The organism is Limnohabitans sp. Rim8, from assembly GCF_943326455.1.
In the GTDB taxonomy this organism is placed as follows: Bacteria; Pseudomonadota; Gammaproteobacteria; order Burkholderiales; family Burkholderiaceae_C; genus Limnohabitans_A.
The window spans coordinates 21,370-44,801 of sequence record NZ_CALPTI020000002.1 but is presented as its reverse complement, the minus strand read 5'-3'; the positions used below and the strand labels follow the sequence as shown (position 1 = coordinate 44,801).

At 58.7% G+C, this 23,432-nt stretch carries 24 protein-coding genes and 1 other RNA gene; 10 read left to right on the top strand and 15 right to left on the bottom strand.

All coding sequences use genetic code 11. The features are described 5' to 3' along the window. Positions 1 to 88: 88 nt before the first annotated feature. A complete protein-coding gene (gene dksA / locus Q1M54_RS01555; protein WP_366146237.1) occupies positions 89 to 763 on the bottom strand; it encodes an RNA polymerase-binding protein DksA in 675 nt (224 codons plus the stop codon). A gap of 73 nt (positions 764 to 836) precedes the next feature. On the opposite strand from dksA, the gene Q1M54_RS01550 reads away from it, so the two are divergent. Continuing rightward, positions 837 to 968, top strand: a complete 132-nt coding sequence (locus tag Q1M54_RS01550) for a hypothetical protein (protein WP_300552941.1) — start codon at positions 837 to 839, stop codon at positions 966 to 968. A gap of 21 nt (positions 969 to 989) precedes the next feature. After that, the gene (locus Q1M54_RS01545) at positions 990 to 1,235 is read left to right on the top strand and encodes a hypothetical protein (RefSeq protein ID WP_300552938.1); all 246 of its coding nucleotides are present in this window, start codon (positions 990 to 992) and stop codon (positions 1,233 to 1,235) included. Between the two features lie 227 nt (positions 1,236 to 1,462). On the opposite strand, the gene Q1M54_RS01540 is transcribed toward Q1M54_RS01545, so the two are convergent. The 4 genes from Q1M54_RS01540 to dapF all read right to left on the bottom strand — a co-directional run bounded on the left by Q1M54_RS01540 (position 1,463) and on the right by dapF (position 5,251). Further along, positions 1,463 to 2,572 (bottom strand): GTP-binding protein, encoded by a 1,110-nt coding sequence (locus tag Q1M54_RS01540; protein WP_300552935.1) that lies wholly within the window; start codon positions 2,570 to 2,572, stop codon positions 1,463 to 1,465. Positions 2,573 to 2,699: 127 nt separating this feature from the next. Further along, positions 2,700 to 3,671, bottom strand: a complete 972-nt coding sequence (locus tag Q1M54_RS01535; RefSeq protein ID WP_300552932.1) for a tyrosine recombinase XerC — start codon at positions 3,669 to 3,671, stop codon at positions 2,700 to 2,702. A 6-nt stretch (positions 3,672 to 3,677) separates the two neighbouring features. After that, on the bottom strand, positions 3,678 to 4,361 hold the full coding sequence (locus Q1M54_RS01530) for a DUF484 family protein (protein WP_300552929.1): 684 nt from the start codon (positions 4,359 to 4,361) through the stop codon (positions 3,678 to 3,680). A 17-nt stretch (positions 4,362 to 4,378) separates the two neighbouring features. Next, a complete protein-coding gene (gene dapF / locus Q1M54_RS01525; protein WP_300552926.1) occupies positions 4,379 to 5,251 on the bottom strand; it encodes a diaminopimelate epimerase in 873 nt (290 codons plus the stop codon). 49 nt (positions 5,252 to 5,300) lie between these two features. Here dapF and Q1M54_RS01520 point away from each other — a divergent pair, with 49 nt between their 5' ends. From Q1M54_RS01520 to Q1M54_RS01510, 3 genes are all read left to right on the top strand, one after another. Then, on the top strand, positions 5,301 to 6,947 hold the full coding sequence (locus Q1M54_RS01520; protein WP_300552924.1) for an MBL fold metallo-hydrolase: 1,647 nt from the start codon (positions 5,301 to 5,303) through the stop codon (positions 6,945 to 6,947). Between the two features lie 28 nt (positions 6,948 to 6,975). Further along, complete coding sequence (locus Q1M54_RS01515) at positions 6,976 to 7,671, top strand: S4 domain-containing protein (RefSeq protein ID WP_300552921.1); 696 nt, start codon at positions 6,976 to 6,978, stop codon at positions 7,669 to 7,671. 180 nt (positions 7,672 to 7,851) lie between these two features. Further along, positions 7,852 to 8,373: an Rrf2 family transcriptional regulator gene (locus tag Q1M54_RS01510; RefSeq protein WP_300552919.1), complete on the top strand. Its 522-nt coding sequence runs from the start codon at positions 7,852 to 7,854 to the stop codon at positions 8,371 to 8,373. 59 nt (positions 8,374 to 8,432) lie between these two features. Here the strand turns inward: Q1M54_RS01510 and rnpB are convergent. Then, an RNA gene (rnpB, locus tag Q1M54_RS01505) (RNase P RNA component class A) lies at positions 8,433 to 8,785 on the bottom strand. Between the two features lie 145 nt (positions 8,786 to 8,930). Between rnpB and cysK the strand changes: the two genes are divergently transcribed. Both cysK and Q1M54_RS01495 read left to right on the top strand, forming a co-directional pair. Beyond that, positions 8,931 to 9,851, top strand: coding sequence for a cysteine synthase A (cysK, locus tag Q1M54_RS01500; protein ID WP_300552916.1), 921 nt, complete (start codon positions 8,931 to 8,933; stop codon positions 9,849 to 9,851). 42 nt (positions 9,852 to 9,893) lie between these two features. Beyond that, the gene (locus Q1M54_RS01495; RefSeq protein WP_300552913.1) at positions 9,894 to 11,720 is read left to right on the top strand and encodes an NAD(P)/FAD-dependent oxidoreductase; all 1,827 of its coding nucleotides are present in this window, start codon (positions 9,894 to 9,896) and stop codon (positions 11,718 to 11,720) included. Here Q1M54_RS01495 and Q1M54_RS01490 read toward each other — a convergent pair. Further along, entirely contained in the window at positions 11,709 to 12,395 is a 687-nt protein-coding gene (locus Q1M54_RS01490) for a hypothetical protein (RefSeq protein WP_300552911.1), read from the bottom strand. The genes Q1M54_RS01495 and Q1M54_RS01490 overlap by 12 nt on opposite strands. Positions 12,396 to 12,681: 286 nt before the next feature. Between Q1M54_RS01490 and Q1M54_RS01485 the strand changes: the two genes are divergently transcribed. Continuing rightward, positions 12,682 to 13,272, top strand: coding sequence for a Crp/Fnr family transcriptional regulator (locus tag Q1M54_RS01485; RefSeq protein WP_300552909.1), 591 nt, complete (start codon positions 12,682 to 12,684; stop codon positions 13,270 to 13,272). 41 nt (positions 13,273 to 13,313) lie between these two features. Here the strand turns inward: Q1M54_RS01485 and Q1M54_RS01480 are convergent, their stop codons facing one another. The 4 genes from Q1M54_RS01480 to Q1M54_RS01465 all read right to left on the bottom strand — a co-directional run bounded on the left by Q1M54_RS01480 (position 13,314) and on the right by Q1M54_RS01465 (position 17,655). Then, entirely contained in the window at positions 13,314 to 13,958 is a 645-nt protein-coding gene (locus Q1M54_RS01480) for a response regulator transcription factor (RefSeq protein WP_300552907.1), read from the bottom strand. 146 nt (positions 13,959 to 14,104) lie between these two features. Beyond that, positions 14,105 to 14,398, bottom strand: a complete 294-nt coding sequence (locus Q1M54_RS01475; RefSeq protein ID WP_300552904.1) for a hypothetical protein — start codon at positions 14,396 to 14,398, stop codon at positions 14,105 to 14,107. A gap of 39 nt (positions 14,399 to 14,437) precedes the next feature. Then, positions 14,438 to 15,073, bottom strand: a complete 636-nt coding sequence (locus Q1M54_RS01470) for a response regulator transcription factor (protein WP_300552901.1) — start codon at positions 15,071 to 15,073, stop codon at positions 14,438 to 14,440. 161 nt (positions 15,074 to 15,234) lie between these two features. Beyond that, positions 15,235 to 17,655 (bottom strand): AAA family ATPase, encoded by a 2,421-nt coding sequence (locus Q1M54_RS01465; RefSeq protein ID WP_300552899.1) that lies wholly within the window; start codon positions 17,653 to 17,655, stop codon positions 15,235 to 15,237. A 121-nt stretch (positions 17,656 to 17,776) separates the two neighbouring features. Here Q1M54_RS01465 and Q1M54_RS01460 point away from each other — a divergent pair, with 121 nt between their 5' ends. Beyond that, positions 17,777 to 18,094 (top strand): VF530 family protein, encoded by a 318-nt coding sequence (locus Q1M54_RS01460; RefSeq protein ID WP_300552897.1) that lies wholly within the window; start codon positions 17,777 to 17,779, stop codon positions 18,092 to 18,094. Positions 18,095 to 18,125: 31 nt separating this feature from the next. On the opposite strand, the gene Q1M54_RS01455 is transcribed toward Q1M54_RS01460, so the two are convergent. The 3 genes from Q1M54_RS01455 to glmS all read right to left on the bottom strand — a co-directional run bounded on the left by Q1M54_RS01455 (position 18,126) and on the right by glmS (position 22,405). Then, positions 18,126 to 18,581, bottom strand: a complete 456-nt coding sequence (locus Q1M54_RS01455) for an SET domain-containing protein-lysine N-methyltransferase (RefSeq protein ID WP_300552895.1) — start codon at positions 18,579 to 18,581, stop codon at positions 18,126 to 18,128. A gap of 24 nt (positions 18,582 to 18,605) precedes the next feature. Beyond that, a complete protein-coding gene (locus Q1M54_RS01450; protein ID WP_300552893.1) occupies positions 18,606 to 20,291 on the bottom strand; it encodes an AMP-binding protein in 1,686 nt (561 codons plus the stop codon). A 254-nt stretch (positions 20,292 to 20,545) separates the two neighbouring features. After that, positions 20,546 to 22,405: a glutamine--fructose-6-phosphate transaminase (isomerizing) gene (gene glmS / locus Q1M54_RS01445; protein WP_300552891.1), complete on the bottom strand. Its 1,860-nt coding sequence runs from the start codon at positions 22,403 to 22,405 to the stop codon at positions 20,546 to 20,548. Positions 22,406 to 22,542: 137 nt separating this feature from the next. Between glmS and Q1M54_RS01440 the strand changes: the two genes are divergently transcribed. Then, on the top strand, positions 22,543 to 23,034 hold the full coding sequence (locus Q1M54_RS01440; protein ID WP_300552888.1) for an Lrp/AsnC family transcriptional regulator: 492 nt from the start codon (positions 22,543 to 22,545) through the stop codon (positions 23,032 to 23,034). Here Q1M54_RS01440 and Q1M54_RS01435 read toward each other — a convergent pair. Further along, complete coding sequence (locus tag Q1M54_RS01435; RefSeq protein WP_300552885.1) at positions 23,031 to 23,426, bottom strand: putative toxin-antitoxin system toxin component, PIN family; 396 nt, start codon at positions 23,424 to 23,426, stop codon at positions 23,031 to 23,033. The two genes, Q1M54_RS01440 and Q1M54_RS01435, sit on opposite strands and share 4 nt — an antisense overlap. Positions 23,427 to 23,432 lie beyond the last annotated feature (6 nt).

Below are 23,432 nucleotides of genomic sequence, written 5' to 3'. Positions count from 1 at the left end.
AATAATATGAGGCATGCAGTCGTAAAAAAACCCCAATGAAGGGGTTTTGAAAGGCTTGGCTGATCGGGGCGCCCGGTTGGACATCTGTTCAATCACCAAACATTTTTTGCTTCAACTCACGGCGTTGCTGTGCTTCCAAAGACAAGGTGGCCGTGGGGCGGGCCAACAAGCGACCTACGCCAATGGCTTCGCCTGTTTCATCACAAAATCCGTAGTCGCCAGCGTCGATGCGTTGGATCGATTGTTCAATTTTCTTGAGCAACTTGCGCTCGCGATCACGGGTGCGAAGCTCCAAAGCATGTTCTTCCTCGATCGTGGCGCGATCAGCAGGGTCGGGCACCACCACGGTGTCCTCACGCAGGTGCTCTGTGGTCGCGCCAGCACTGTTCAGGATGTCTTGCTTGAGGATGCTGAGCTTGCGCCGGAAATAGGCCAACTGCGTGTCGTTCATGTACACGTCATCAGGCATGGCCAAGATTTCCGCATCGGTCAGGACATCGAATTTTTTGGATTTCCAATTGTTAGCAAGCTTAGGGTCTTTTTTGATCGGTGCAAAAGGAACACTTTGAATGGGGGGCGCTGAACTCGGCAAAAAACTCGACTTGGCGGCAGTGGACGCAACGGCTGGCGGCAATGAGGGAACCGTGATTTGCGCCAACCTGGCGGACGGGCGGGCAGCACGCACAGGCTGATCTGACGCCACTGGCGCGGCCGGAATAGTTGCAATGGAGGCTTCAACAGCCCCGCTGGTTTGAACGGTCATGGGTTTCACTTGAGGGGCTGGCAAAGACTTTTTCGAGGGCTCTTTGACAGCGCTTGGCTTGGACACAGAAGACTTGACTGCAACAGTTTTGGCTATCGTGGACGGCGATTTGGCGGACTTTGCAGGACTTGGCACCGATTTGGCAGGTGGTGACTTGGCTTTGACAGCAGGCTTGGAGGAAGGACTGGTCTTTGGCTTGGGTTGAGCAAGAGAAGCTCCAACTGTTTTGGCTTTGCCGGGCGCCGCTTTGACAGATTTGGCTTTTGCAGGCGCGGGTTTGGCTTTTGCAGGCGCGGGTTTGGCTGCTTTGACCGGAGCCACAGATTTGGCTTTTGGCAAGGGCTTGGCTACAACAGAAGGCTTCACTGCCGAAGTTTTTTTCTGGGCAGTCACTGCTGTCTTTGCAGCTTTAGGGGCTGCTTTGGCAGGTGCTTTTTTGGGGGTCGTCACGTCTTGTCTCCTAGCCGTGTAAAAAGGCAGCTCTCAAACAGCACGCACACCGCACGCGCCGAAGGAACCCTGTTCGTTCTGATCTCGAACCCATGGATTCATCGCGGATTCGGCTGAAAACAGTCCCCAAAGGCACTGTTGTAGGCGGGGCGATTGTAGCGACTAGAACGGTAAAAAATCTGACGCCAAACGATTAAAGCGATTTTGGTGAAAAAAGAACGACCTCGCCCAATGCCAAGAGCAAACGCTTCACACCAAACTTTGCTCAAGTCCTTGCATCAAAATATCTTTGGGCAAGTCAATCCCGATGAACACCATCTTGCTCATTTTGACCTCACCTGCAGCCCACATGGGTCCTAAATCGCTGCCCATGAGTTGGTGAACACCCTGGAAAATCACTTTGCGCTCGGTCCCTTGCATGTTCAAGATGCCTTTGTATCGGAGCATGCGCGGACCATAAATGTTCACGATGGCACCCAGAAAGTCCTCTAACTTTGCAGGGTCAAACGCACGCTCCGACTTGAAAACAAAGCTTTTCACGTCGTCATCATGGTGGTGATGGTGGCCTTGGGTCTGTTGGTGCGATGGGTGATCGCAATGCTCACCGTGCTCGTGGTCGTGGCCCTGCGCCGCACCATGCTGGTGCGAAGGATGGTCGCAGTGATCCCCGTGCTCATGGTCATGGCCGTGCCCGTGGGCATCGTCTTTCAAAAAGTCAGGATCGATGTCCAGCTTGGCGTTCAGGTTGAAGCCCTTGAGGTCAAACACCTCCGACAAGGCCACTTCGCCAAAGTGCACCACTTTTTGGGGCGCACGCGGATTCATGTGTTTCAGGCGATGCTGTAAAGCGTCCAATTCTTGAGGGGAGACCAAATCGGCCTTGCTGATGAAAATCTGGTCGGCAAACCCCACCTGACGCCGTGCTTCTTGGCGGTCGTTCAATTGCTGGGCAGCGTGCTTGGCATCCACCAGGGTCAAAATGGAGTCGAGCAAAAACGTCTCGGCAATTTCATCGTCCATGAAGAAGGTCTGCGCCACCGGCCCAGGGTCGGCCAAGCCAGTGGTCTCGATGACGATGCGGTCAAAGCTGAGCAAGCCCTTGCGACGCTTGGCCGCCAACAACTGCAGGGTGACGCGCAGGTCTTCGCGGATGGTGCAGCAAATGCAACCATTGCTCATTTGAATGATTTGTTCGTTGGTGTCTGACACCAAGATGTCGTTGTCGATGTTTTCTTCACCAAACTCGTTTTCAATCACCGCTATCTTTTGGCCATGGGCCTCGGTCAACACGCGCTTGAGCAAAGTGGTTTTACCCGAGCCCAAAAAGCCGGTCAGGATGGTGGTGGGGATCAAGGACATTGAGCGGTTCCGGTAGGAGACAAGACAACAAGAGTTGGGGAGTTTAGCGATGATTTCAAGCCTGGGTTCAGCCGCACGGGCTTGGCCTCAAGAGAGGATTGACAAACTTGAGGGCAACGCCAGAGTTTCATTTCCGCTTGGCACGCGGGTGCGCTGCGTCGTAGGTTTTAGCCAAATGCTGAAAATCCAGTCGTGTGTACACCTGCGTGGTGCTGATGTTGGCGTGACCCAGCAGCTCCTGAACGGCCCTTAGATCGCCACTCGACTGCAACACATGGCTGGCAAAGGAATGGCGCAGCATGTGCGGATGCACCGGCGTAGCCAATCCTGCCAGCAGGCTGCGGCGCTTCAGGCGCTGAGACACAGCGCGTGGCGTGAGCCTTGTTCCATGCTGCCCGGGAAACAGCGCCAACGCCAAACTGGATGCGCCGGGCACTGAATGGGTGAGCATGCCGGTCAACTGGGGTCGCACGGCCAACCAGTGGGTCAGGGCCTCCAAGGCCGTGCGGCCCAAAGGCACGCTGCGGCGTTTGCTGCCCTTGCCTTGCACCTGTACCTCGGCATTGGGCAGGTCAATCCAACCGCGACCGGCGCGAACAGCATCTGTGCTGGCCACCACATCCAAGCCCGTCAACTCGGCGATGCGTAAACCACACCCATAAAGCAATTCGACCATCGCAGCATCCCGAGCTTCAAGCCAAGGGTCGTCGTTGGTCTCTTCATGGTCGGCAAGTTGCACGGCTTCGTCCACGCCCAAGGCTTTGGGCAAGGGCTTGGTCACACGCGGCGCACGCACATCGGACACCGGGTTTTGCGGAATCAACCCCTCTCGGCCTAACCATGCATAAAACCCGCGCCAGCCAGACAAGATAAGCGCAATGCCCCGCCCGCTGCGGCCGGCGCTGTGCATTTGGGCCACCCAGCGGCGCACATGACCGCTTTGCACCTGCAACAAAGGCACTTGGGATGCCACCGCCATCTCGGCCAGACGGATTAAATCCAGCTGATACAGCGCACAGGTTCTTGCGGCCAAGCGCTTTTCAAAACGGACATGGTCCAAGTAGCGCGTGACCAAGGGGTCCTGGACTGCTGTCGTCATGGCCGGTCAGGGTGCCCGCAAAACAGACAAAGCAGCCCCCGCTAACTCGGCCAAACGCTCCAGCAAGTCGGTACCCATTTGGTTGTTAAAGCGTTGGGCATCGGGCGAAGCCAGAACAATCAGACCAAAAGCCGGTTGACCGGGTGCAGCCCGCAGCGCCAGCAAAGCCACCGAAGCGGCTTGGGTGGGCTGGTCCAACCACTGCACCGCCTCATAGCCGGAGTTTGGCCCCACGTAGGGCGTGTCCAAAGAAGTGGCCAAAGCTTGTACCGCCTCGGTCACGCCTTGGGCATAAGGCGCTGCGGCATGGGCCTCGTCCAAAGACCACAAGCGCAAAGCCAACTGGGGGACTTGAAACAACTCGCGGATGTTGAACACAGCGGACTCTGCCAACTGATCGTGGGGGGTGACCAACAATTCGCAAGACCAGCGGTGCAGCTTATCGGTCAAGATCATGTTTTCATTGCCGTGCCGGATCATGTCCATGATGCGGTGCTCAAGGCCCTTGATCTTGTCGCGCAGCATTTGCGCCTGGCGCTCTTGCAAACCCACAGCGCGATGGCTTTGCGGGTGCGTCAGTTGCACTGTGGCCAAAAGAGAGGCATGGCGCTCAAAAAAATCAGGCGTATTCACCAAATAATTGGCAATATCGTCTTCGGTGATCGGGCTCATGGGTTCAGGCGTGGTCATGTCTTGGCTCCAGAAATTCAGTAAAGGGTGTCGGGCACATCGATCTCGCCCTCAAACACAGAAGTGGCCGGGCCGGTCATCAGCACAGGACTGTCGGCCTGCCCCGCCCATTCGATGGTGAGCATGCCGCCCAAGGCCTGCACGTCCACCCGGCTGTCCAGCCAGCCCTGACGAATGCCGGCCACCACCGCCGCACACGCACCCGTGCCGCAAGCCAGCGTCTCGCCCGCACCCCGCTCGAACACGCGCAATTTGATTTGGCTGCGCGAGACGATTTGCATGAAGCCCGCATTCACCCGGTTGGGGAAAGCCGGATGATTTTCGATCAGCGGGCCCTGGACCAGCACCGGGAAAGTGTCCACGTTGTCCACGCGCTGCACCGCGTGCGGGTTGCCCATGGACACCACAGCCACGCGAGCCAGGCCCAGTGCGCCTAAATCCAAGTCAAACACCGGCCAAGCGTTGACCTGATCGCTGATGAGGCCCATCGGATTGAAAGGCACAACCGCCCAGTCGAATACCGGCGTGCCCATGTCCACCGTCACGCGGCCGTCAGGGTTCAAGCGCAGCTCGATCTCGCCTTTTTGCACTTTCACGCGCACGGTGCTTTTGTCGGTCAGGCCCTTGTCGCGCACAAAGCGCACAAAGCAGCGGGCCCCATTGCCGCAATGCTCCACCTCGCCGCCATCGGCGTTGTGGATCACATATTCAAAGTCCAGGCCCGGCGCCGGCGATGGCCGAACGGACAGGATCTGGTCGGCCCCCACGCCAAAGTGGCGGTCGGCCAGAAAACGGTATTGGGCCGTGTTCAGTCCCAGGCGGGCTTGCGTCTCGTCGAGCACGACAAAATCGTTGCCCGCGCCTTGCATCTTGGTAAAGCGAATGTGCATGCAGCCGATTATCACGCTTGGGAGGCTCTGGCCCGACCGATAATGGGGCATGGCACGCACATCCCAACTCTTACACCCCCAACGTGAACCCGCGCCCCTGCGCCCAGCCGCCACCGTGCTGCTGCTGCGAGATGGGCCGCCAGGCCTTGAAGTGCTGATGACCCGCCGCTCCATGACGGCCAGTTTCGCGCCCGGCGCCTATGTATTCCCGGGTGGCGGCATTGATGCAGCCGACGCCCAGGCGCACAGCATGGCGCAGCGCCGCCCGAAACAAACCGACCTGCACCTGACGCAGGCGATTGCCGCCATCCGCGAGAGCTTTGAGGAACTGGGCATTTTGTTCGCCCGCCATGCCGATGGCCGCTGGGCCAACCACAGCGACGTTGCGCAAATTGACCGCAAAGCCACTTTTGTCCCACAGTGCCAAGCTCTGGACCTGACACTGGCGGCCGACCAGGTCTTCGTGCTGGCCCACTGGATCACCGACCGCGATCTGCCGCGCCGCTTTGACGTGCCTTTTTTGGTGGCCCGCATGCCCGAAGGCCAAACCCCTGTGGCTGACGAAACCGAACAATTTGAGCCTGTTTGGGTAAGCCCGATGGAGGCTTTGACGCGCCATGAAGCCGGTCAGTTTTTCATGGTGTACCCCACCATTCGCACGCTGGAGCGACTGAAAGCGTTTACAACGGTCGATGCGGTGTTGCTGGCCTGCGCTGTCAACGACGAACCGCTGTGGACCAGCTGCCCTCGCGCCGGCTGGCTGGCGGGCAACGAAGCGCGTTACATGGAGCACGAAGCCCCGTTTGGCGAGCTGGCCTTGGTCACGCCCGACGGGCAAATCCACCACCACCTGGACTGGAAGACAGACCAAGCAGTGCCGCTGCTCAAAAACGTGCAGCGCCTGACTGCCCCCAACCCCGGCGTGATGACCGGCCCCGGCACCAACAGCTACTTGGTGGGCGACCCAAACACGGGCTACATCGCCATCGACCCTGGCCCCGCTGACGACGAACACCTGCAGCGCCTGTGGCGTGCCGCAGGGGGGCAAATCAAAGCCATTGTGTGTACCCACTCTCATCCGGACCACTCCCCAGGCGCCGCGCCGCTGCAGGCGCTGTGCACCCAAAAGCCGCCGATTCTGGGCCTGGCCTCCAAGCCCACCGCCCGCGCCAACAGCCGCTTCACACCCGAGCGCGAGCTGGGCGACGGTGAAAAACTGGTGCTGCAAGGTGTTGGGGTGGACGGTGAAATCACCCACACCCTGCGCGTGGTGCACACCCCTGGCCATGCGGCCAATCACCTGTGCTTGGTGCTCGAAGAAGACGGTTTGCTGTTTTCTGGGGACCATGTGCTCAACGGCAGCACCACCGTGATCGACCCGCCCGACGGCCACATGGGTGACTATTTGGAATCGCTGGACAAACTGGCAGCGGCCTGCAATGCAGGGGGCATCGAATTCATCTTGCCCGCGCACGGTCATGTGCTGGGCTTTGCCCACCAAGCCATCACGCACCTGAAGGCTCATCGTCTCAAACGCGAGGCCAAAATAGCCGCCGCCATGCAGGCCCTGCCCCAGGGTAGCCTGCAGGAATGGGTGGAAAAAGCCTACGACGATGTGCCATCCCGTCTGTGGCCCGTGGCGGCCCGATCGCTCCAAGCACATGTGGACCACATCCGCGAACAAGCCCTGTCTTGATTCGCTTTGGGTATTTTTGAAAGCATTGATGATTTCCTCTGAAGAAGGCATCCGCCTGGCCAAACGCGTGGCTGCCGAGCAAAACTGCTCGCGCCGCGAGGCCGAAGCCCTGATCGTGGCTGGTGGTGTACAGGTGGCAGGCCAAGTCGTGACCGACCCGGCCCGACGTGTGCGTGAAGAACAAACCGTGCAGGTGAACCGCCTGGTCTCCATGGCTGCGCTGGCCCCCATGACCCTGGTGCTGTTCAAACCCGCGCACCGGGTGGCCAACTTGGCTTGGCTGCAAGACACCGCGGGCCTCAAAGCACCCCAGCCCGGCATTTGGGGACCTGCACGCTTGTCCAAAATGCACATGCCTTTACCGCTGGCCAAACCCACCAGTGGTCTGTGCATCTTCACGGACGACGTGAGCGTGCTGCGCCACCTGGAAGACCGCCGAAGCCCGATGGAGCAAGAATGGATGGCCACCGTGGGCGGCGAAGTGTCCGAGGACCTGCTCAAGGCCCTGAACGGGCCAGGCATCCGGGCCAGCATCAACCGCCAAACCGACCAACTCACGGTGCTGCGCATCGCGGGCAAAGACATCGATGGACTGGAGCTGGGCCGCTGGCTGGACGAACAATGCCCCCTGCAAGACCTGCGTCGCCAAAGGGTGGGACGCATGAGTCTGGCCCCTCTGGAACCGGGTCAATGGCGGCAACTGGAAGGACATGAAAGGTTTTAATCTTCTGTTAATCCCCTACAAACCCCAAATGCGCCTATTCGCCTTGAATAATCGCGTTGTACCCTCAACTGAATGACAGTTTGAGAAATGACCGATCAGTCACAAACGTACACGATATGTTTTGACACCCTAGGTTCGGACTGTATCCACAGCCCATTACAACGCTAAAAGGAGCCCACCATGCGTTTGAGCACCAAAAGCCGATTTGCAGTCACTGCCATGATTGATGTGGCGTTGCGAGAAGACCGCGGACCCGTATCTTTGGCCGCCATCAGCATGCGCCACCAAATCTCCTTGTCCTATCTGGAACAACTTTTCAGCAAGTTGCGCCAACACGGCTTGGTTGAAAGCACCCGTGGTCCTGGCGGCGGTTATTCGCTGTCACGCAATGCTGAAAAAATCACCATGGCTGACATTGTGGGTGCTGTAGATGCCCCATCAGACGAAGAGGCTTCGGCCGAAGGCGGCTGGATGAACAGCGAGCTGTGGGCCAGCCTGAATGAGAAAATGCTGACCCATTTGCAGTCCATCACCTTGCGTCAATTGGTTGCCGAACAGCGCACAAAAGGTGTTACGGTCGAACCAGCTCCCCAACCTGCCGTCAAGCGCGGCGTGTTTGCCAAGCCCAAAAGTGCGATGAAAATCACCGCCCCCAATTCGGTGTTCGCTCTGGCTGGAAGCTTGATGCCCTCACGCGGTTGATCTTCAGCTACACCTCACAAAAAACCCGCTTCGGCGGGTTTTTTGTGGGTCTGAAAAAAGTGTGAAGCCCGCCGATAAGCCGGATTCTGTGCACAACGGTTGCCCGCTGCGTGACCGCCATTACTCTGGGCCGGGGGTCGCCCTCCCGGCTCGGTGCTACCTACCCGCCAACTCACCCCGCGGAACCACAGGGAGAAGCCATGCGGCGAACCGCACACCTTCAGGAAGGCCTACTTGGTATTGCTGCGCGTAGAGATTGCCCGTTTCACCCGAACTCAATCGGCTCGTCTCTGTTGCTCTGATCCTCACCTCACGGTGGAGAGGCGTTGCCTCCTACGCTGTCCTGTGCAGTCCGGACGTTCCTCCAGTGCTTCCTTTCGGAAATTGCACCAGCGGCGGTCTGGCGTGCTTCACCCGGTGATTATGACCTGAGCGCATCCACGGGCACTGCGCCTCGCAGTGTCATGGGCCAAGCTCTGTTTGTGCTGTGCAAGACATCGGCATTCGGCACCCTCGCTCACAATGGTTCAAAACCGCATCAACCCTTCGGAGCCGCCATGAAAGCCCACAGCATCCTCGACACCATCGGCCACACGCCGCATGTGCGCATCAACAGCCTGTTTGGCGACAGCGCCAATGTATGGATCAAGTCCGAACGCAGCAACCCCGGCGGCTCGATCAAGGACCGCATTGCGCTGGCCATGGTCGAAGACGCTGAAAAATCTGGCGCCTTAAAGCCCGGCGGCACCATCGTCGAGCCCACTTCGGGCAACACCGGCATCGGCCTGGCCATGGTGGCCGCCGTCAAGGGTTACAAGCTGGTGCTGGTCATGCCCGACAGCATGAGCGTCGAGCGCCGCCGCCTGATGCTGGCCTATGGCGCAAGCTTTGACCTGACGCCCCGCGCCGAAGGCATGAAAGGCGCCATCGCCCGCGCCCAGGCCTTGGTGGCCAGTACCCCGGGCGCGTGGATGCCCCAGCAGTTTGAAAATCCGGCCAACACCGACGTGCATGTGCGCACCACGGCACAGGAAATCCTGGCCGACTTTGCGCAAGGCATCGACGCCCTCATCACAGGCGTGGGCACTGGCGGACACCTGACGGGTGTGGCCCGTGTGCTCAAGGCCAAATTCCCCAATCTCCAAGTGTTTGCGGTCGAGCCTGCGGCATCGCCTGTGATCTCAGGTGGATCGCCAGCGCCACATCCCATTCAAGGCATTGGCGCGGGTTTCATTCCCAAAAACCTGGACACCAGCCTGCTCGACGGCGTGATCCAGATCGACGCCGAGGCTGCCCGTGAATACGCCCGCCGCTCGGCCCGCGAAGAAGGCATGTTGGTCGGCATCTCCTCTGGCGCCACGCTGGCGGCCATCGCCCAAAAACTGCCCGAGTTGTCTGCCAGAGCCACCGTGCTGGGCTTCAACTACGACACGGGCGAGCGCTATTTGTCGGTCGATGGCTTCTTGCCTCAAGGATAATCAGCGCTTCTTGCTTGATAACCACAAGCCACAGAGGTTGCCATGATCCGGATTTCAGAACTCAAACTCCCCTTGTCGGCCCTGCCGATTGAATCGCGCCGCGCGGCCGACGCACCGTCCGAAACCGACGAAGACCGCCTGCCCACACCGCACCCCACAGCTGCCCTGCGCCAACTGGCGGCGCAGGCACTTGGCATCAGCGCCCCCGACATCGCCTCGATGAACGTCTTCAAACGCAGCTTTGACGCCCGCAAGGCCGACTTGCTGGCGGTCTACATCGTGGACCTGTCGTTCGCCGATGCACAAGTTGAAGTCGACTTGCTGCGCAAGTTCGATCAAAACCCGCACATCCAGCCCACACCCGACATGGCTTGGCATCCGCCTTGCCAGGCCCCAGCCAGTTTTGGCGTAACACAAAGCGAGCGTCCGGTGGTGGTGGGCTTTGGACCCTGCGGCATGTTCGCCGCCCTGGCCCTGGCGCAAATGGGTTTTAAACCCATCGTGCTGGAGCGTGGCAAACCTGTGCGTGAACGCACCAAAGACACCTGGGGCCTGTGGCGCAAAAAGGTCCTCAACCCCGAAAGCAATGTGCAGTTTGGCGAAGGTGGCGCAGGCACCTTTTCTGACGGCAAGCTCTACAGCCAAATCAAGGACCCGCGCCACCTGGGCCGCAAGGTGATGGACGAATTCGTCAAGGCAGGAGCCCCCGCCGACATCCTGTACGCCGCGCACCCTCACATTGGCACCTTCAAGCTGGTCAAGGTGGTGGAGCACATCCGCGAACAAATCATTGCGCTGGGCGGCGAGATCCGCTTTGAGCAGCGCGTGAGCGATGTGCTGCTCACGCCGACCGCAGACGGCCAACAGCTCACCGGGCTGCAGGTGCAAGACCTGCGCACAGGCGAACACCACACCCTGCACACACACCACGCCGTCATGGCCTTGGGCCACAGCTCGCGCGACACCTTTGTCATGCTGCACCGCCGTGGCGTGGCCATGCAGGCCAAGGCGTTTTCGATTGGCGTGCGCATCGAGCACCCGCAAAGCGTGATCGACCAGGCCCGCTGGGGCCGCCACGCAGGCCACCCGCTGCTGGGCGCGGCCGATTACAAACTGGTGCACCACGCGCAAAACGGCCGCGCGGTTTACAGCTTTTGCATGTGCCCCGGTGGCACCGTGGTGGCGGCCACCAGCGAGCCGGGCCGCGTGGTCACCAACGGCATGAGCCAGTACTCGCGCAACGAACGCAACGCCAACGCGGGCATGGTGGTGGCGATTGACCCGCCCGATTACCCGCTGGACACCGCCGCTTGGCAAGCCGCCTTTGGCGAGCAGGACGGTGCGCAGCTGGAGCAAGAAGCGGATAGATTGGCCGCACAACAACAGCCTGCCCCACACCCACTGGCCGGCATCGTGTTGCAGCGGCAACTCGAAACCCGCGCCTTTGAAGTGGGCGGCAGCAACTACGAAGCCCCTGGCCAACTGGTGGGCGACTTTTTGGCGCAGCGCCCCTCCACCACCTGCGGCAGCGTGCTGCCGTCTTACAAACCTGGCGTGAAGTGGGTCGACTTGGCCGATGTGTTGCCCGACTACGCGGTCGAGGCCATGCGCGAAGCGCTGCCGGTGTTTGGCCGCAAGATCAAGGGCTACGACATGGCCGATGCGGTGATGACCGGGGTGGAAACACGCACCTCTTCGCCCCTGCGCATCCCGCGCGGCGACGACCACCAAAGCACCAACACCCAAGGTCTTTATCCTGCGGGTGAAGGCGCCAGTTATGCGGGCGGCATTTTGTCGGCGGGGGTGGACGGCATCAAGGTGGCCGAATCATTGGCCCGGGCCATGCTGGCCAATCCATCAGCGCCATGAGCCTTGGCCTGGGTCATACAGTTTGGCCAGTTGGTGACAGGCACAGGCCAAACCAGACGCCTCCAAAGCATTGATCTGAATTTTTGCCGATGGGCCCTGACCTATCAGAGCCACCACCCCTTGGCTTTCCAGTGCACCCCAGGCACTTTGCCATGTATCGGGGGCCCATCCCAGCCAGTCACGCAAGGTCACCATGGGCATCAGAAGCGGGCTGGCGCCGCTGTTGTGCTGGGCCATCAGCAACCAGCTGGCCAGGCTTTGTGGTGCGCTGTGCTTGTGCGCGCACAAGGTCATGCGAGCCATTTGGGAAATCAAATGCTGGTTGCTGGTCGCCACCTGCAACCACCACGTTGCCAAAGTCGTTTTGACTGCACGAACCACCGAATCGGACACCCGCATGGCATGACCGGGGACGAGCACCTCGGCCAGAAAATCGCTGGAGAGCGCCTGGCGGCGTGACCAGACGCTGTGGCGCCCCATCAAGGCCAGACGTGCGCTTTGGGGTGTGCTGGATCCGCTCTTCGAAGAAGGCAAGGACAAAGCCAGTAAAGCCGTTTCAGGAAAGTACAGGCAGTCATCGGAAATGCCATCCGGGCCCGGCCAAGGCCCAGGCTTGAGATCGACCCGCCCACAGGCTGGCACAAGTCCCGGTGCTGCCTGTTGCAAACGCTGCATCAATGAATTGGTCGAATGGGGGAAGGTCACTGTTTTAAATCGAAAGGATAAGAAATATGGATTACTCGGATTCTATGTTCTTTATCGAACATAAATATGGATTGAAAACGTGATTTACTCAGGATTTACCGAACTTATACTCACACAGCTTTCTCCATGCCCTTCAACCCCACATTCCATTTGTGATCATGTCAGCTCACGCTTTCCATCTGCACGATTGTCTTTTGTGAACCTTACAAACAACGGGCTCATTTCTCAACTGCCTGAGCAGGAGCAATCACTGCTGTTGAACGCTTGCCTGCCCGTCTCCTTGAAAGCTGGGCAATGGCTCAATTCCCAGGACAGTAAGCCGCTGGTTTATTTTTTGGCGGGTGCCACTGTGGCCATGATGGTTCAAGACGAGCACCATGCGGGCTTGGCTGTTGGCTTGCTCGGGGCTGCGCATGCGGTAGGACTGGACCATGTGCTCAACAGCGGCCCACACGGTATTCAGCACCGGGTGCAAAGCGCAGGCCAGGCATGGTGCATCCAGGCCCCAACCCTGCAAACACTGGCACTTGAGCACCCTGCCATACTGAATGCCATTGCACAACAGTTGTGGTTGCTGGTCACGCATGTGGCCTCGTTGGCTGCGAGTATTCAGACCCTGGACATCCAAGCCAGGCTGGCGGCCTGGCTGGTCCTGTCGGCACAGACCGCCCAAACAAACACCTTGCAAATGACACATGAACACTTGGCTCAGATGCTGGGCGTCAGGCGGGTGAGCATCACTCTGGCTGCGGGCCGGCTGCGCGACCAAGGGCTTTTGACCTATTCACGCGGCCAAGTGCATGTGCTGGACTTGCCCGGTTTGGCGCAAGCTGCCCAGCCAAGCTGAATTCTGCAGTGCTCATCGTGCGCGCAAGCACATGTTCACGATCAAACCGAAACCATCTGATTGCGGATGGCGTAGCGGGTCAAATCTGCCACTTTGTGCAAGCCCACTTTGCGCATGATGTTGCGCCGGTGTACCTCAACGGTACTGGGGGCAATTTGCAAATTTCGGGCAATTTCCTTGGAAGAGAAACCATCAGCAATCAAGCGTAAAACTTGTTCTTCGCGGTTTCCCAAATGGTTTTTCCCGGCGCCCTGACCTGAACGAAAGTTGCGCACAGACGCCATCATTTCCGAAGCTGCAGTCTGACACAAATAAACCCGTCCCAAAGCCACAGATCGGATGGCCAACATCAACTCGTCAATGCTGCTGGTGGTCGACACATAGCCCTTCGCGCCGGCATCCAGAATTTCAATGACTGAATGCCGATCGGTGTCTCCCGAAAAAGCCACCATGTGGGGGCTGATCGGTTGTTGGGCAATTTTTTGCATCAAGGACAAATCTTGCTGCCCATTGGCATGCATACCGATCAACAGGACATCGGGATCCGACTCCGCGCACAGGGCTTGTGTGGTCGCGTCTGTATCGGCCATCCCGACCAGATGAATGTCAGGGTGCGTTCTCAAGACGGCGGCGATGCCCTCTGACACCACTTTGTGCTTGGACGACAACAAAACACGAATGGACATGGAAACGCTCCTTTTTTGATCTTGTACCGCAACCAACGGCCGTCCATCAAGACGAGACCACAAATGCAAGTACTGGATTCAGTGTAAAAAGCCTCCCGGTTTTTGACTGTTCGCAACAGCACACAAAGAGAGAAAGAATCAGCGAATCAATGAACGCCGGAGCCAGATGGCGGGCGCGCAGCCAAACTGGGCCAGGGCTGAGCCGCATCAAGCTTCTCAGCTATGCCGAGCGCATCGGTCAAGTGTGCATGGGCATTGAAGCTGTGGTGCTTGGACAACTTGGCGTGGTGCAATGCCGCCTTGAACGCGCCTGCATCGTGATGGCGTGCAGCTTCCTTATTGCGCTGGTAAGCGTGAAGCAACTCCTCAGATGCCTGCTTGTAATGGTGGCTCATGTTTTCCAAGTTTTCGATTTCATGGGTTTGCTTATCGTTTGCCATAGAGTCTTCTCCTGTTGGTTGAATCGAGATGGATGAGCTTCACATCAAACCGTTGTCTTGCATGTAGCGCTGCAAAGACATGCGTCCGGGACATTGCAATTTTTGGTAAATGTGATGCAGGTGCAGCTTGGCAGTGCCCTCACTGATGAACAGCTGGCTGGCGATTTTTTTATTCGGCAAACCTTCCGTGACCATGCGGGCCACGGTCAACTCTCTGGGCGTCAAAGGCGTAACAACCACCGGCTTTTTCTTTTGCTGCGCCATCAGCACAGACATGGTCTTCAGGGTCAGGTCCCGGTCCAACCATTGATGCCCCGCATGGACCGCCTGTATGCAACTCGCCAACTCTTGGCGTGACTTGTCTTTCCCCACCAAACCCGGCACACCACAATCGATGACACGCATGACATCTTCAATCGGTGCATCCGTGAACACCACAGGTCGGGTCAGCGGGTGGTGTTGCTGCACGTCCTCCAAGACCGACCAGCCGCTTCGATTGGCTAAAGAAACATCCATGACAAGGATGTCGGGTTGGTGTTTTTTCACTGCGGCCAGTGCATCGTCTCCCGAACTGGCACAGGCTTTGACGACAAACTCAGGGCATTCTTGAAAAACCTGCGACAAACCCTCGAGCAGCACCGGATGGGGATCTGCCAAAACCAGTTCAATGCTCATGGATTGCTCTTTCTGAAACATGGCACATGCTGCCCCGCGCCACCTGGGGTAAGGCCTGATGACCACGATAGCCAAGCCAAGGACAAACGGAAATCCTTAAAAATATCAAAATCATTACTTTCAAACCAGTAGTCAGCTTTCGGCCTTGTCAGCGAAATCCATCACCGAACCTCACGCCATCGACGTTTCGACCGGTGCGAAGCCAACAGCTCGCAGGCATGGCGAAAACGCTGCAGCGTGGTTTGAACACGGGCCAGCACCGAACCCACCGCATACCCACCGGGACCCCACAGGCCATAAGGAACCCCTGTCAGCAGGCTCATGCCCTCTCCCACTTGGTCCGCCACATGGATGTGAAACTGACCCCGTGCCACGGCTTGCACCACCTGGGGTGCAAGCATCAGGTGCCGCCGATTGCGCGCCGGCATCAAAACCCCTTGTTGGCCATCCAGTCCTAACAACTCGCAGCTGCGGAAGTAGCCCTCGATCTTTTCGTTGATGTTGCCTACCGGCAGCAAATCACCTTGCTGGTTGACTGCGCCAGTGACGGCAATGCCCTGGCGCAAAGGCAAGCCCGAGAGACTGGACAACAAGGCATACAACTCGGCACAAGAGGCCGAATCGCCCTCCACACCACCGTACTCTTGCTCAAACACCACCGCGGCATTCATCGACAAAGGGGCAATGTGGGCAAACAAACCCGACAAATAGCTGTGCAAGATCAGCACCCCTTTGTCGTGAATAGGCCCGGACATATCGACTTCCCGCTCGATGTTGAGCAGGCCCTCGTCGCCCGCGAACGCGCGGGCGGTGACCCGCACAGGCACCCCAAAACTGTGGTCGCCTTGGTCCATGACGGTCAAACCATTGACCTGCGCCACCCTTTCACCACTGACCACCAACAAGCGTTCACCGCTGGCGATGCTGTCTTGAACCCGCGCTTCAAGGCCATCACGTCGCGCTCTTTGGTTCTGGCTGGCAACCAGCACATCCTGCGCCTCCACCCGTTCCGCCCCTCGCATTTGTGCCAATGCATGGCTCTCTACCACCAAGGTTCGCAACACACCGGTGCGGGCGCTCTGGCGCGTTTGGTCGCCCACTGCACGGTGGCTGTCCTCCATGACCCGCGCAACCGCTCCGGCAGTGCAATGCAACCAACCCAAGCGTTGGCAAATGTGTGCCACCTCCACGGCCATGGCCAGTGCATTTTGGGGTGTCGCCTTGAAGCTTTCGGCCAACTCCACCTTGCAAGCGAAGTGACACGCCCAATCGGGGTCAAGCTCTTGCAACGCATTGAAAGCCTCGGTCGAAGCGATCAGCACGAGCTTGATGTCCACATCCTCCGCCTCAGACCACAAGTGCGGTTCAGGCGCAGCGCTGGATGAAAAACCCAGCGGTTCCAGCTGCAATCGGCCGCTGCGCATGAGTCTACGAAGCCTTTCCCATACAGGTGCATCGGCCAAAAGGTCTTGCAGGTGCAACATCAAAAAACCACCATGTGCCCGCAGCAAACTGCCCGCACGCAGGTTTAGGAAATCGATCTCCTGCCCCCCACCGTCAGCCGCAAGGGCGATGCTGCCAAACAGGTTGTTGAAAACAGGGTTGTCCTCAACAACAACCGGTGCGCCTTTTGAGGCGTGGTGGTCCACTACCACGTTCACCTTGAGCCACGACAGCAGCAGGGCCAACTCTGCCCGTCGCGTCGATTCTTGGTCACCGTGCATCAGCAGGCTGTGCTTTTCAAGCACACATTGCAAAGCCAGCTCCATGTAGGCCGCCAGCCGCGCATCGGTGTCAGGCGGGAAGTTCAGCGCTTGGCGCAACTGGGCCAAGCCATGCGCCAAGCTTGGGCGCAAAAAGCGCTGGCGCAGAGCAGCCAGCGCTTGGGCCATGGCATGCTCTGTGGAACGAGCGCATTCAAGGTACTGGTCCATTTTTTCCCGCAGTGCCTCTTCGGCCGCGTTCAACGCTGTGCGTTCCGCTGCGCTGAGCAACAAGGCTTTGCTGGCGGTCACGGGTTCACCATGGACGTCTTTCAGGGTGAACACCATGTGGCCTTGGTCGCGGACCACCGCAAAATGATGAAGCTGCGCGTATGCGGTCAGAACGGCATAAGCCACTTCTGTTTTGACTTTGAATGTTTGTTCAAGCTCATACCGCGCAGCCAAAAAATCGGCTTCCAATAAGCGTTGAGGCACTTCCCCCTGAATGGCTTGCACCCAGGCGGCCATGCCTTGGTGCAAGTGTCTGCCTTGACCAGCTGGCACCCGGATCGCCAAGGCTTGACCAGTTTGTTCAAAGTTATTCAATAAGCACAGATCCGGGGGCACAGGTCGCAAGGCGGCCTGCTCGAGCATGAGCCGCGTCAGCATGCGTGTTCTTTCCGTGTCCACAGCGCCCAAAACCAACAGGTTATAGCCCGGCTGACGGATCTGTAATCCAAACCGGGCAGCCGTCTCGGCACGCTCTTGTCCGAACCAAGGCCATGGCAAACCCAACAACTCGGACGTGTCCTCAAAGCCCAAAGAAGTAGGGTCCACGGTCAGGCGCAAGTCGGAAGGATTCAGTTCAGCAACAGTCATCGGGTATCGCGCTCTTGGCAAAGTCCGAGCCTAGGGCCCCAAGCGGCTCAACCACTGTGCGCTAAAACACCAACAGACTCAAATGCTGACTGACAAGGCTTTTTGCGCTGACAATCGGCCCATGCAAGCCGACGACACCACCCCAACGCCTGACCCTTCGCCAACCACCCTGGATTCAAGCGCCCCAGCACATCGGCCCCCACAGCCATCACAACCACGCAACCCACTGCATGGCCTGACCTTGGAAGCCATCGTGACCCAACTGGCCGACTTTTATGGCTGGGACGATCTGGGGCGACGCATCCCCGTGCGCTGCTTCACCCACGAGCCCAGCGTGGGCTCCAGCCTGAAGTTTTTGCGCAAAACCCCTTGGGCACGCGAGAAGGTAGAAAGCCTGTACCTGTTCATGTTGCGCGACCAAAAACGCCAAGGCTTTTGATCAGCAGGGGCAGGCATCAGGGTCTGAGCGCTCAGTCTGTCAGCATCGTGCCCCGGCACTTGGGAGCACCACAGCGGCAGACATACCGGGCTTTCAGCGCATCGGTCAGGGGCTCGTCACTGAACAAGCCATAGTCAAAGTTCAGCTCCTCCCCTTTGAAGACGGGCCTTCGCGTCACAATGTAAATGCGGCCCTTGACTTCATCGGGCACGCAATTGGGGCGGCACGAATGGTTGATCCATTTAGAGTCATTGCCACCGTACAGCGCATCGATCACCTGGCCATCGTCCAAGTGAAAGTAAAAAGTGTGGTCTGGGTTGGCCGCATCGTGCGGGTGGCGGCGAATGGCTTCAGCCATGCTGATGCGCTCACCCACATACTCGATGACCCGTTCACCTGCAGCCATGTGGCGTGTGGCAAACACGCCCTTGCCATGCACACCCGAAGACAGAACCTCTATGGGGCTTGGCGATGGTGAAGGCTTCATGAAGGCTGCACGAAGGCTTCAGGTTCAGGCTGACGTCGGGCGGTTCAGGCCCAATTCGGCCACCATGGCCTCGCGCATCAAAAACTTTTGCGGCTTGCCCGTCACCGTGACCGGCAGTTCTTCGACCATGCGGATGTAACGGGGCACTTTGAAGTGCGCGATATTTTGCTCACAAAAAGTTCGCAGCTCTTGTTCCGTGCATTCGGCCCCCGGGCGCTGCACTACCCAAGCGCAAAGCTGCTCGCCATAACGCTCGTCCGGCACACCGAAAACCTGCACCGCGGCAATTTTGGGATGGCGAAACAAAAACTCTTCGATCTCACGCGGGTAGATGTTCTCTCCACCGCGGATCACCATGTCCTTCAAGCGCCCCACGATATTGCAGTACCCCTCGGCGTCCATGGTGGCCAAGTCGCCGGTGTGCATCCAGCCGTCTTGGATGGTGTCGGCCGTGCGTTCTGGCTCATCCCAATAGCCCTGCATGACCGAATAGCCCCGCGTACACAGCTCACCCGTTTCACCAATTGGCACGGTTTGGCGCTGCGCATCCACAATACGCACTTCCAAGTGAGGCAAGACGCGGCCCACGGTGGTGACCCGCTTGTCGAGCGGGTCGTCGGTGGCGCTTTGAAAGCTGACTGGGCTGGTCTCTGTCATGCCGTAAGCAATGGTCACCTCGCGCATGTGCATGAGCGACTGAACCCGGCGCATCACCTCGATGGGGCAAGGCGCACCCGCCATGATGCCGGTGCGCAAGGTGCTCAAATCGAAACGCGAAAATTCGGGGTGATCGAGTTCGGCAATGAACATGGTGGGCACGCCATGCAAAGCCGTGCAGCGTTCGGCTTGTACAGCAGACAAGGTCTCCACGGGGTCAAAACCTTCACCCGGGAAAACCATGGCTGCCCCCACCGAGGTACATGCCAAGACCGACAACACCATGCCAAAGCAGTGGTAAAGCGGGACCGGAATGCAAAGCCGGTCTTGTTCAGACAAGCGCATGCAAGCAGCCACGGCAATGGCGTTGTTCACGATGTTGTGGTGCGTCAGCGTTGCCCCCTTGGGCGCACCCGTGGTGCCGCTGGTGAACTGGATGTTGATGGCCTGGTGGGCATTCAGGCTTTGCGCATCGGGCAAGCGGGTGTGGCCTTGTGCCATCAAGGCCGACCAATCCACCATGTCGGCATGGCCCCCTGCACCCAAACGGATCACATGCCGCAAAGTTGGCAGTTGTGAATCAGCAGCACCAAAGCCGAGCTGAACCAACATGCCCAGGTAATCGCTGGTTTTGAAACGGCTGGCACTGACCAAAACCGATACGCTGGCTTTGTTCAGCGCATAAGCCAACTCGGCCACACGGTAGGCAGGGTTGATGTTGACCAAAATCGCCCCCAGGCGGGCCGTGGCAAATTGCGTGACCAGCCACTCTGAACGGTTGGGCGACCAGATGCCCACCCTGTCGCTACGTTGCACTCCCAGTGCATGCAAGGCGGCTGCGGCAGCGTTCACTTGGCTTTGAAACTCAGCCCAACTCCAACGTATGCCTTCGGCACAAAAAACAGCCGCATCCCGCTCGGGCCAGCGCTGCACAGCATGGTCCAGCAACTCGTGCAAACAAGCGTTGCTCAGGGGCTGATCGTCAAACCCTCGAACATGGGACAAGCCTGAAGACGGGGTGCGTGGCTGCGGCAAGGCGGTGTGAAGCGTCATGGTTCGGTGCGGGTTAAATGCGCAGGGCGCGCGAAACTGTTTAAATTAACACCAACTTGAACCAGACAGAGAATTAACCGTGTGGGGTTCAAGGCGATGGGGCTTGGCCGTCGGTGCCTGCATTGTCAAATCAAGCACGCCAGCGCAGCAGCGACACCAACAAAGTGTGAACGTCAAAGGCAACACCAAATTCATCATCCTGTCCGTGGATGGAGTAATCAAAACGCTGTTGATGGTTTAAGCGCTGGGGCCCCTTACTCCACCGTCACACTCTTTGCCAAGTTCCTAGGCTTGTCCACATCCGTCCCCCGCGCACACGCGGTGTGATAACTCAGCAGCTGCAAAGGCACCACGTGAAGGATGGGTGAGAGCACACCATAGTGCTCGGGCATGCGAATCACATTCACGCCTTCGCTGCTTTCAATCTTCGTGTCGCCATCGGCCAGCACATAGAGCACACCGCCGCGCGCCCGCACTTCCTGCATGTTGCTCTTGAGCTTTTCGAGCAGCTGGTCGTTGGGTGCGACCGTCACCACAGGCATGGCGCTGGTCACCAAAGCCAAGGGGCCGTGCTTCAACTCGCCAGCGGCATAGGCCTCGGCGTGGATGTAGGTGATCTCTTTGAGCTTGAGTGCGCCTTCGAGTGCGATCGGGTAGTGGGTGCCCCTGCCCAAAAACAGCGCGTTTTCTTTGCTTGCAAATTCTTGCGACCACGCGATGATTTGCGGCTCCAGCGCCAGCACCGCCTGCAGCGCAGCGGGCAGGTGGCGCATGTCCTTGATGTGCCCAGCTTCCTCTTCGTCGCTGAGGCGCCCTTGGGTCTGCGCCAGCGCAAGAGTCAATAAGAACAAACCGGCCAGTTGCGTGGTGAATGCCTTGGTCGAGGCCACGCCGATTTCGGCCCCGGCGCGGGTCACATAGGCGTGTTTGCACTCGCGCACCATGGCGCTGGTGGACACGTTGCAAATGGTCAGTGTGTGCTTCATGCCCAGACTCTGGGCGTGGCGCAGCGCCGCCAAGGTGTCGGCGGTTTCACCGCTTTGGGTGATGGTGACGATGAGGGTGTTGGGGTTGGGCACCGATTCGCGGTAACGGTATTCGCTGGCGATCTCGACCTGGCAAGGCACTTTGGCAATGGCTTCGATCCAGTACTTGGCCACGCAGCCGCTGTAGTAGCTGGTGCCGCAGGCCAAGATCAACACGTTGTCGATGGCCTTGAATGTTGAATAAGCACCGTCGCCAAACAACTCGGGCGTGATGCCCTCCACGCCTTCGAGCGTGTCGGCAATGGCGCGGGGCTGCTCGAAGATTTCTTTTTGCATGTAGTGGCGATACGGCCCCAGTTCGGCCGCGCCGCTGTGCGCGTGCACGGTTTTCACGGCGCGGCTCACCGCCTTGTGATCACGGTCCACCACCCAGTATTTGCCCAGCTGGATGTCGACCACGTCGCCTTCTTCCAGATAAACGATCTGATCGGTCACACCGGCCAAAGCCATCGCGTCGCTGGCCAAAAAGGTTTCGCCTTGGCCCACGCCCAAGATGAGCGGTGAGCCTGCGCGAGCGCCGATCACGTGCTGCGGCTCGTCTTTGTGGAACACGGCAATCGCATATGCGCCGTGCAATTGGCGGATGGCGGTTTTGACGGCTTCAAAAATGTCGCCGTCATACACGCTGTCCACGAGGTGGGCGATGACTTCGGTGTCGGTCTGGCTCAAAAACACATAGCCCTTGGCTTGCAGGGCGGCGCGCAGCTCTTCGTGGTTTTCAATGATGCCGTTGTGCACCAGCGCCACTTTGCCAGGCTTGGTGTCTGCTGCGCCCGTGCCGTGGCTGAAGTGCGGGTGCGCGTTGTGCACCGCAGGTGCGCCGTGCGTGGCCCAGCGGGTGTGGGCGATGCCGGTGCCGCCTTCGATGTGATCGACCTTGACCTGGTCCATCAACTCGGCCACACGCGAGGTGCTGCGAGCGCGCTGCAAACCGCCCTTGCCACCCAGACTGGCCGCGTGCACGGCCACGCCGCAAGAGTCATAGCCACGGTATTCGAGCCGCTGCAGGCCTTGTACGAGAATGGGAACGATGTTGCGGGAAGAAACGGCGCCGACGATGCCACACATGTTGAAGCTCCAAAACAAGCAATGTGCTGGATGTTAGAACGATCAAAAAGAAATTTCTCGTTAATTTATTGATTTTATTTAAATGATAATTTCACATTCACGATAAATTGGAATTTTATTTCAATAAAATCATTTATATGGAACACAATGAACTTGATGCGATCGATCTGCAACTGCTGGACAGCCTGCAACGCGACGCCAGCCTGAGCAATGTGGCGCTGGCGGAAAAGGTCAACGTCTCGCCCCCCACTTGCCTGCGCCGAGTCAAACGCTTGGTTGAAGGCGGTTGGATTGAGCGCCAAGTGGCGGTGCTCAGCACCGACAGGCTAGCCGCCACGCTGGGCCACGGCCTCACGGCCATGGTCGAGGTGTCTTTGGACAAACAAGGCAGCGAACACCTCGACGCCTTCGAGGCCCGCGCCGTGACGCACGATGCGGTACAGCAGTGCTGGCGCGTGTCCCCAGGCCCTGACTTCATGCTGGTGGTGCAGGCCCGCGACATGCCTAACTATCTGGCAATCAGCCAAACCCTGTTCACCCAAGACGCCAACGTGCGCAATGTGAAGGCGTTTTTTGCGACCAAACGCGCCAAGTTCACGACGACCTGGCCGCTGTTGGCCAGCGACTAAAGCCCCAAAGCTTCCATTGCCTGATGGACCGACACCACGTGCAGTCCTTGTACGGGGGGCGTCTCCAGCAGATCCTTGTCGCCGCTAACCAAGTAATCGGCCTGGGCCTTGAGCGCTGCTTCAATGAAATGATCGTCATCGCGATCCCGGCAATATTGTGCAGGCTCTCCTGGATCCACCCAAATCGCGCTGGCATTGAAGTCGCGCAACAAACGCTCGCGGTCGTCCAAGGAGATGTAACGGTCAAATTTGGGTCGGTAAATCCGCGTGCGCAGCTCTTCAAACGTTGTTTGAGAAAACACCAAACGGTGCCGAGCCAGGGCACACAGCACCAACTGCGCAGGCGCACCTTGTACAGAAAGTGCAGCGCTGATGAGGATGTTGGTGTCCATGACCAG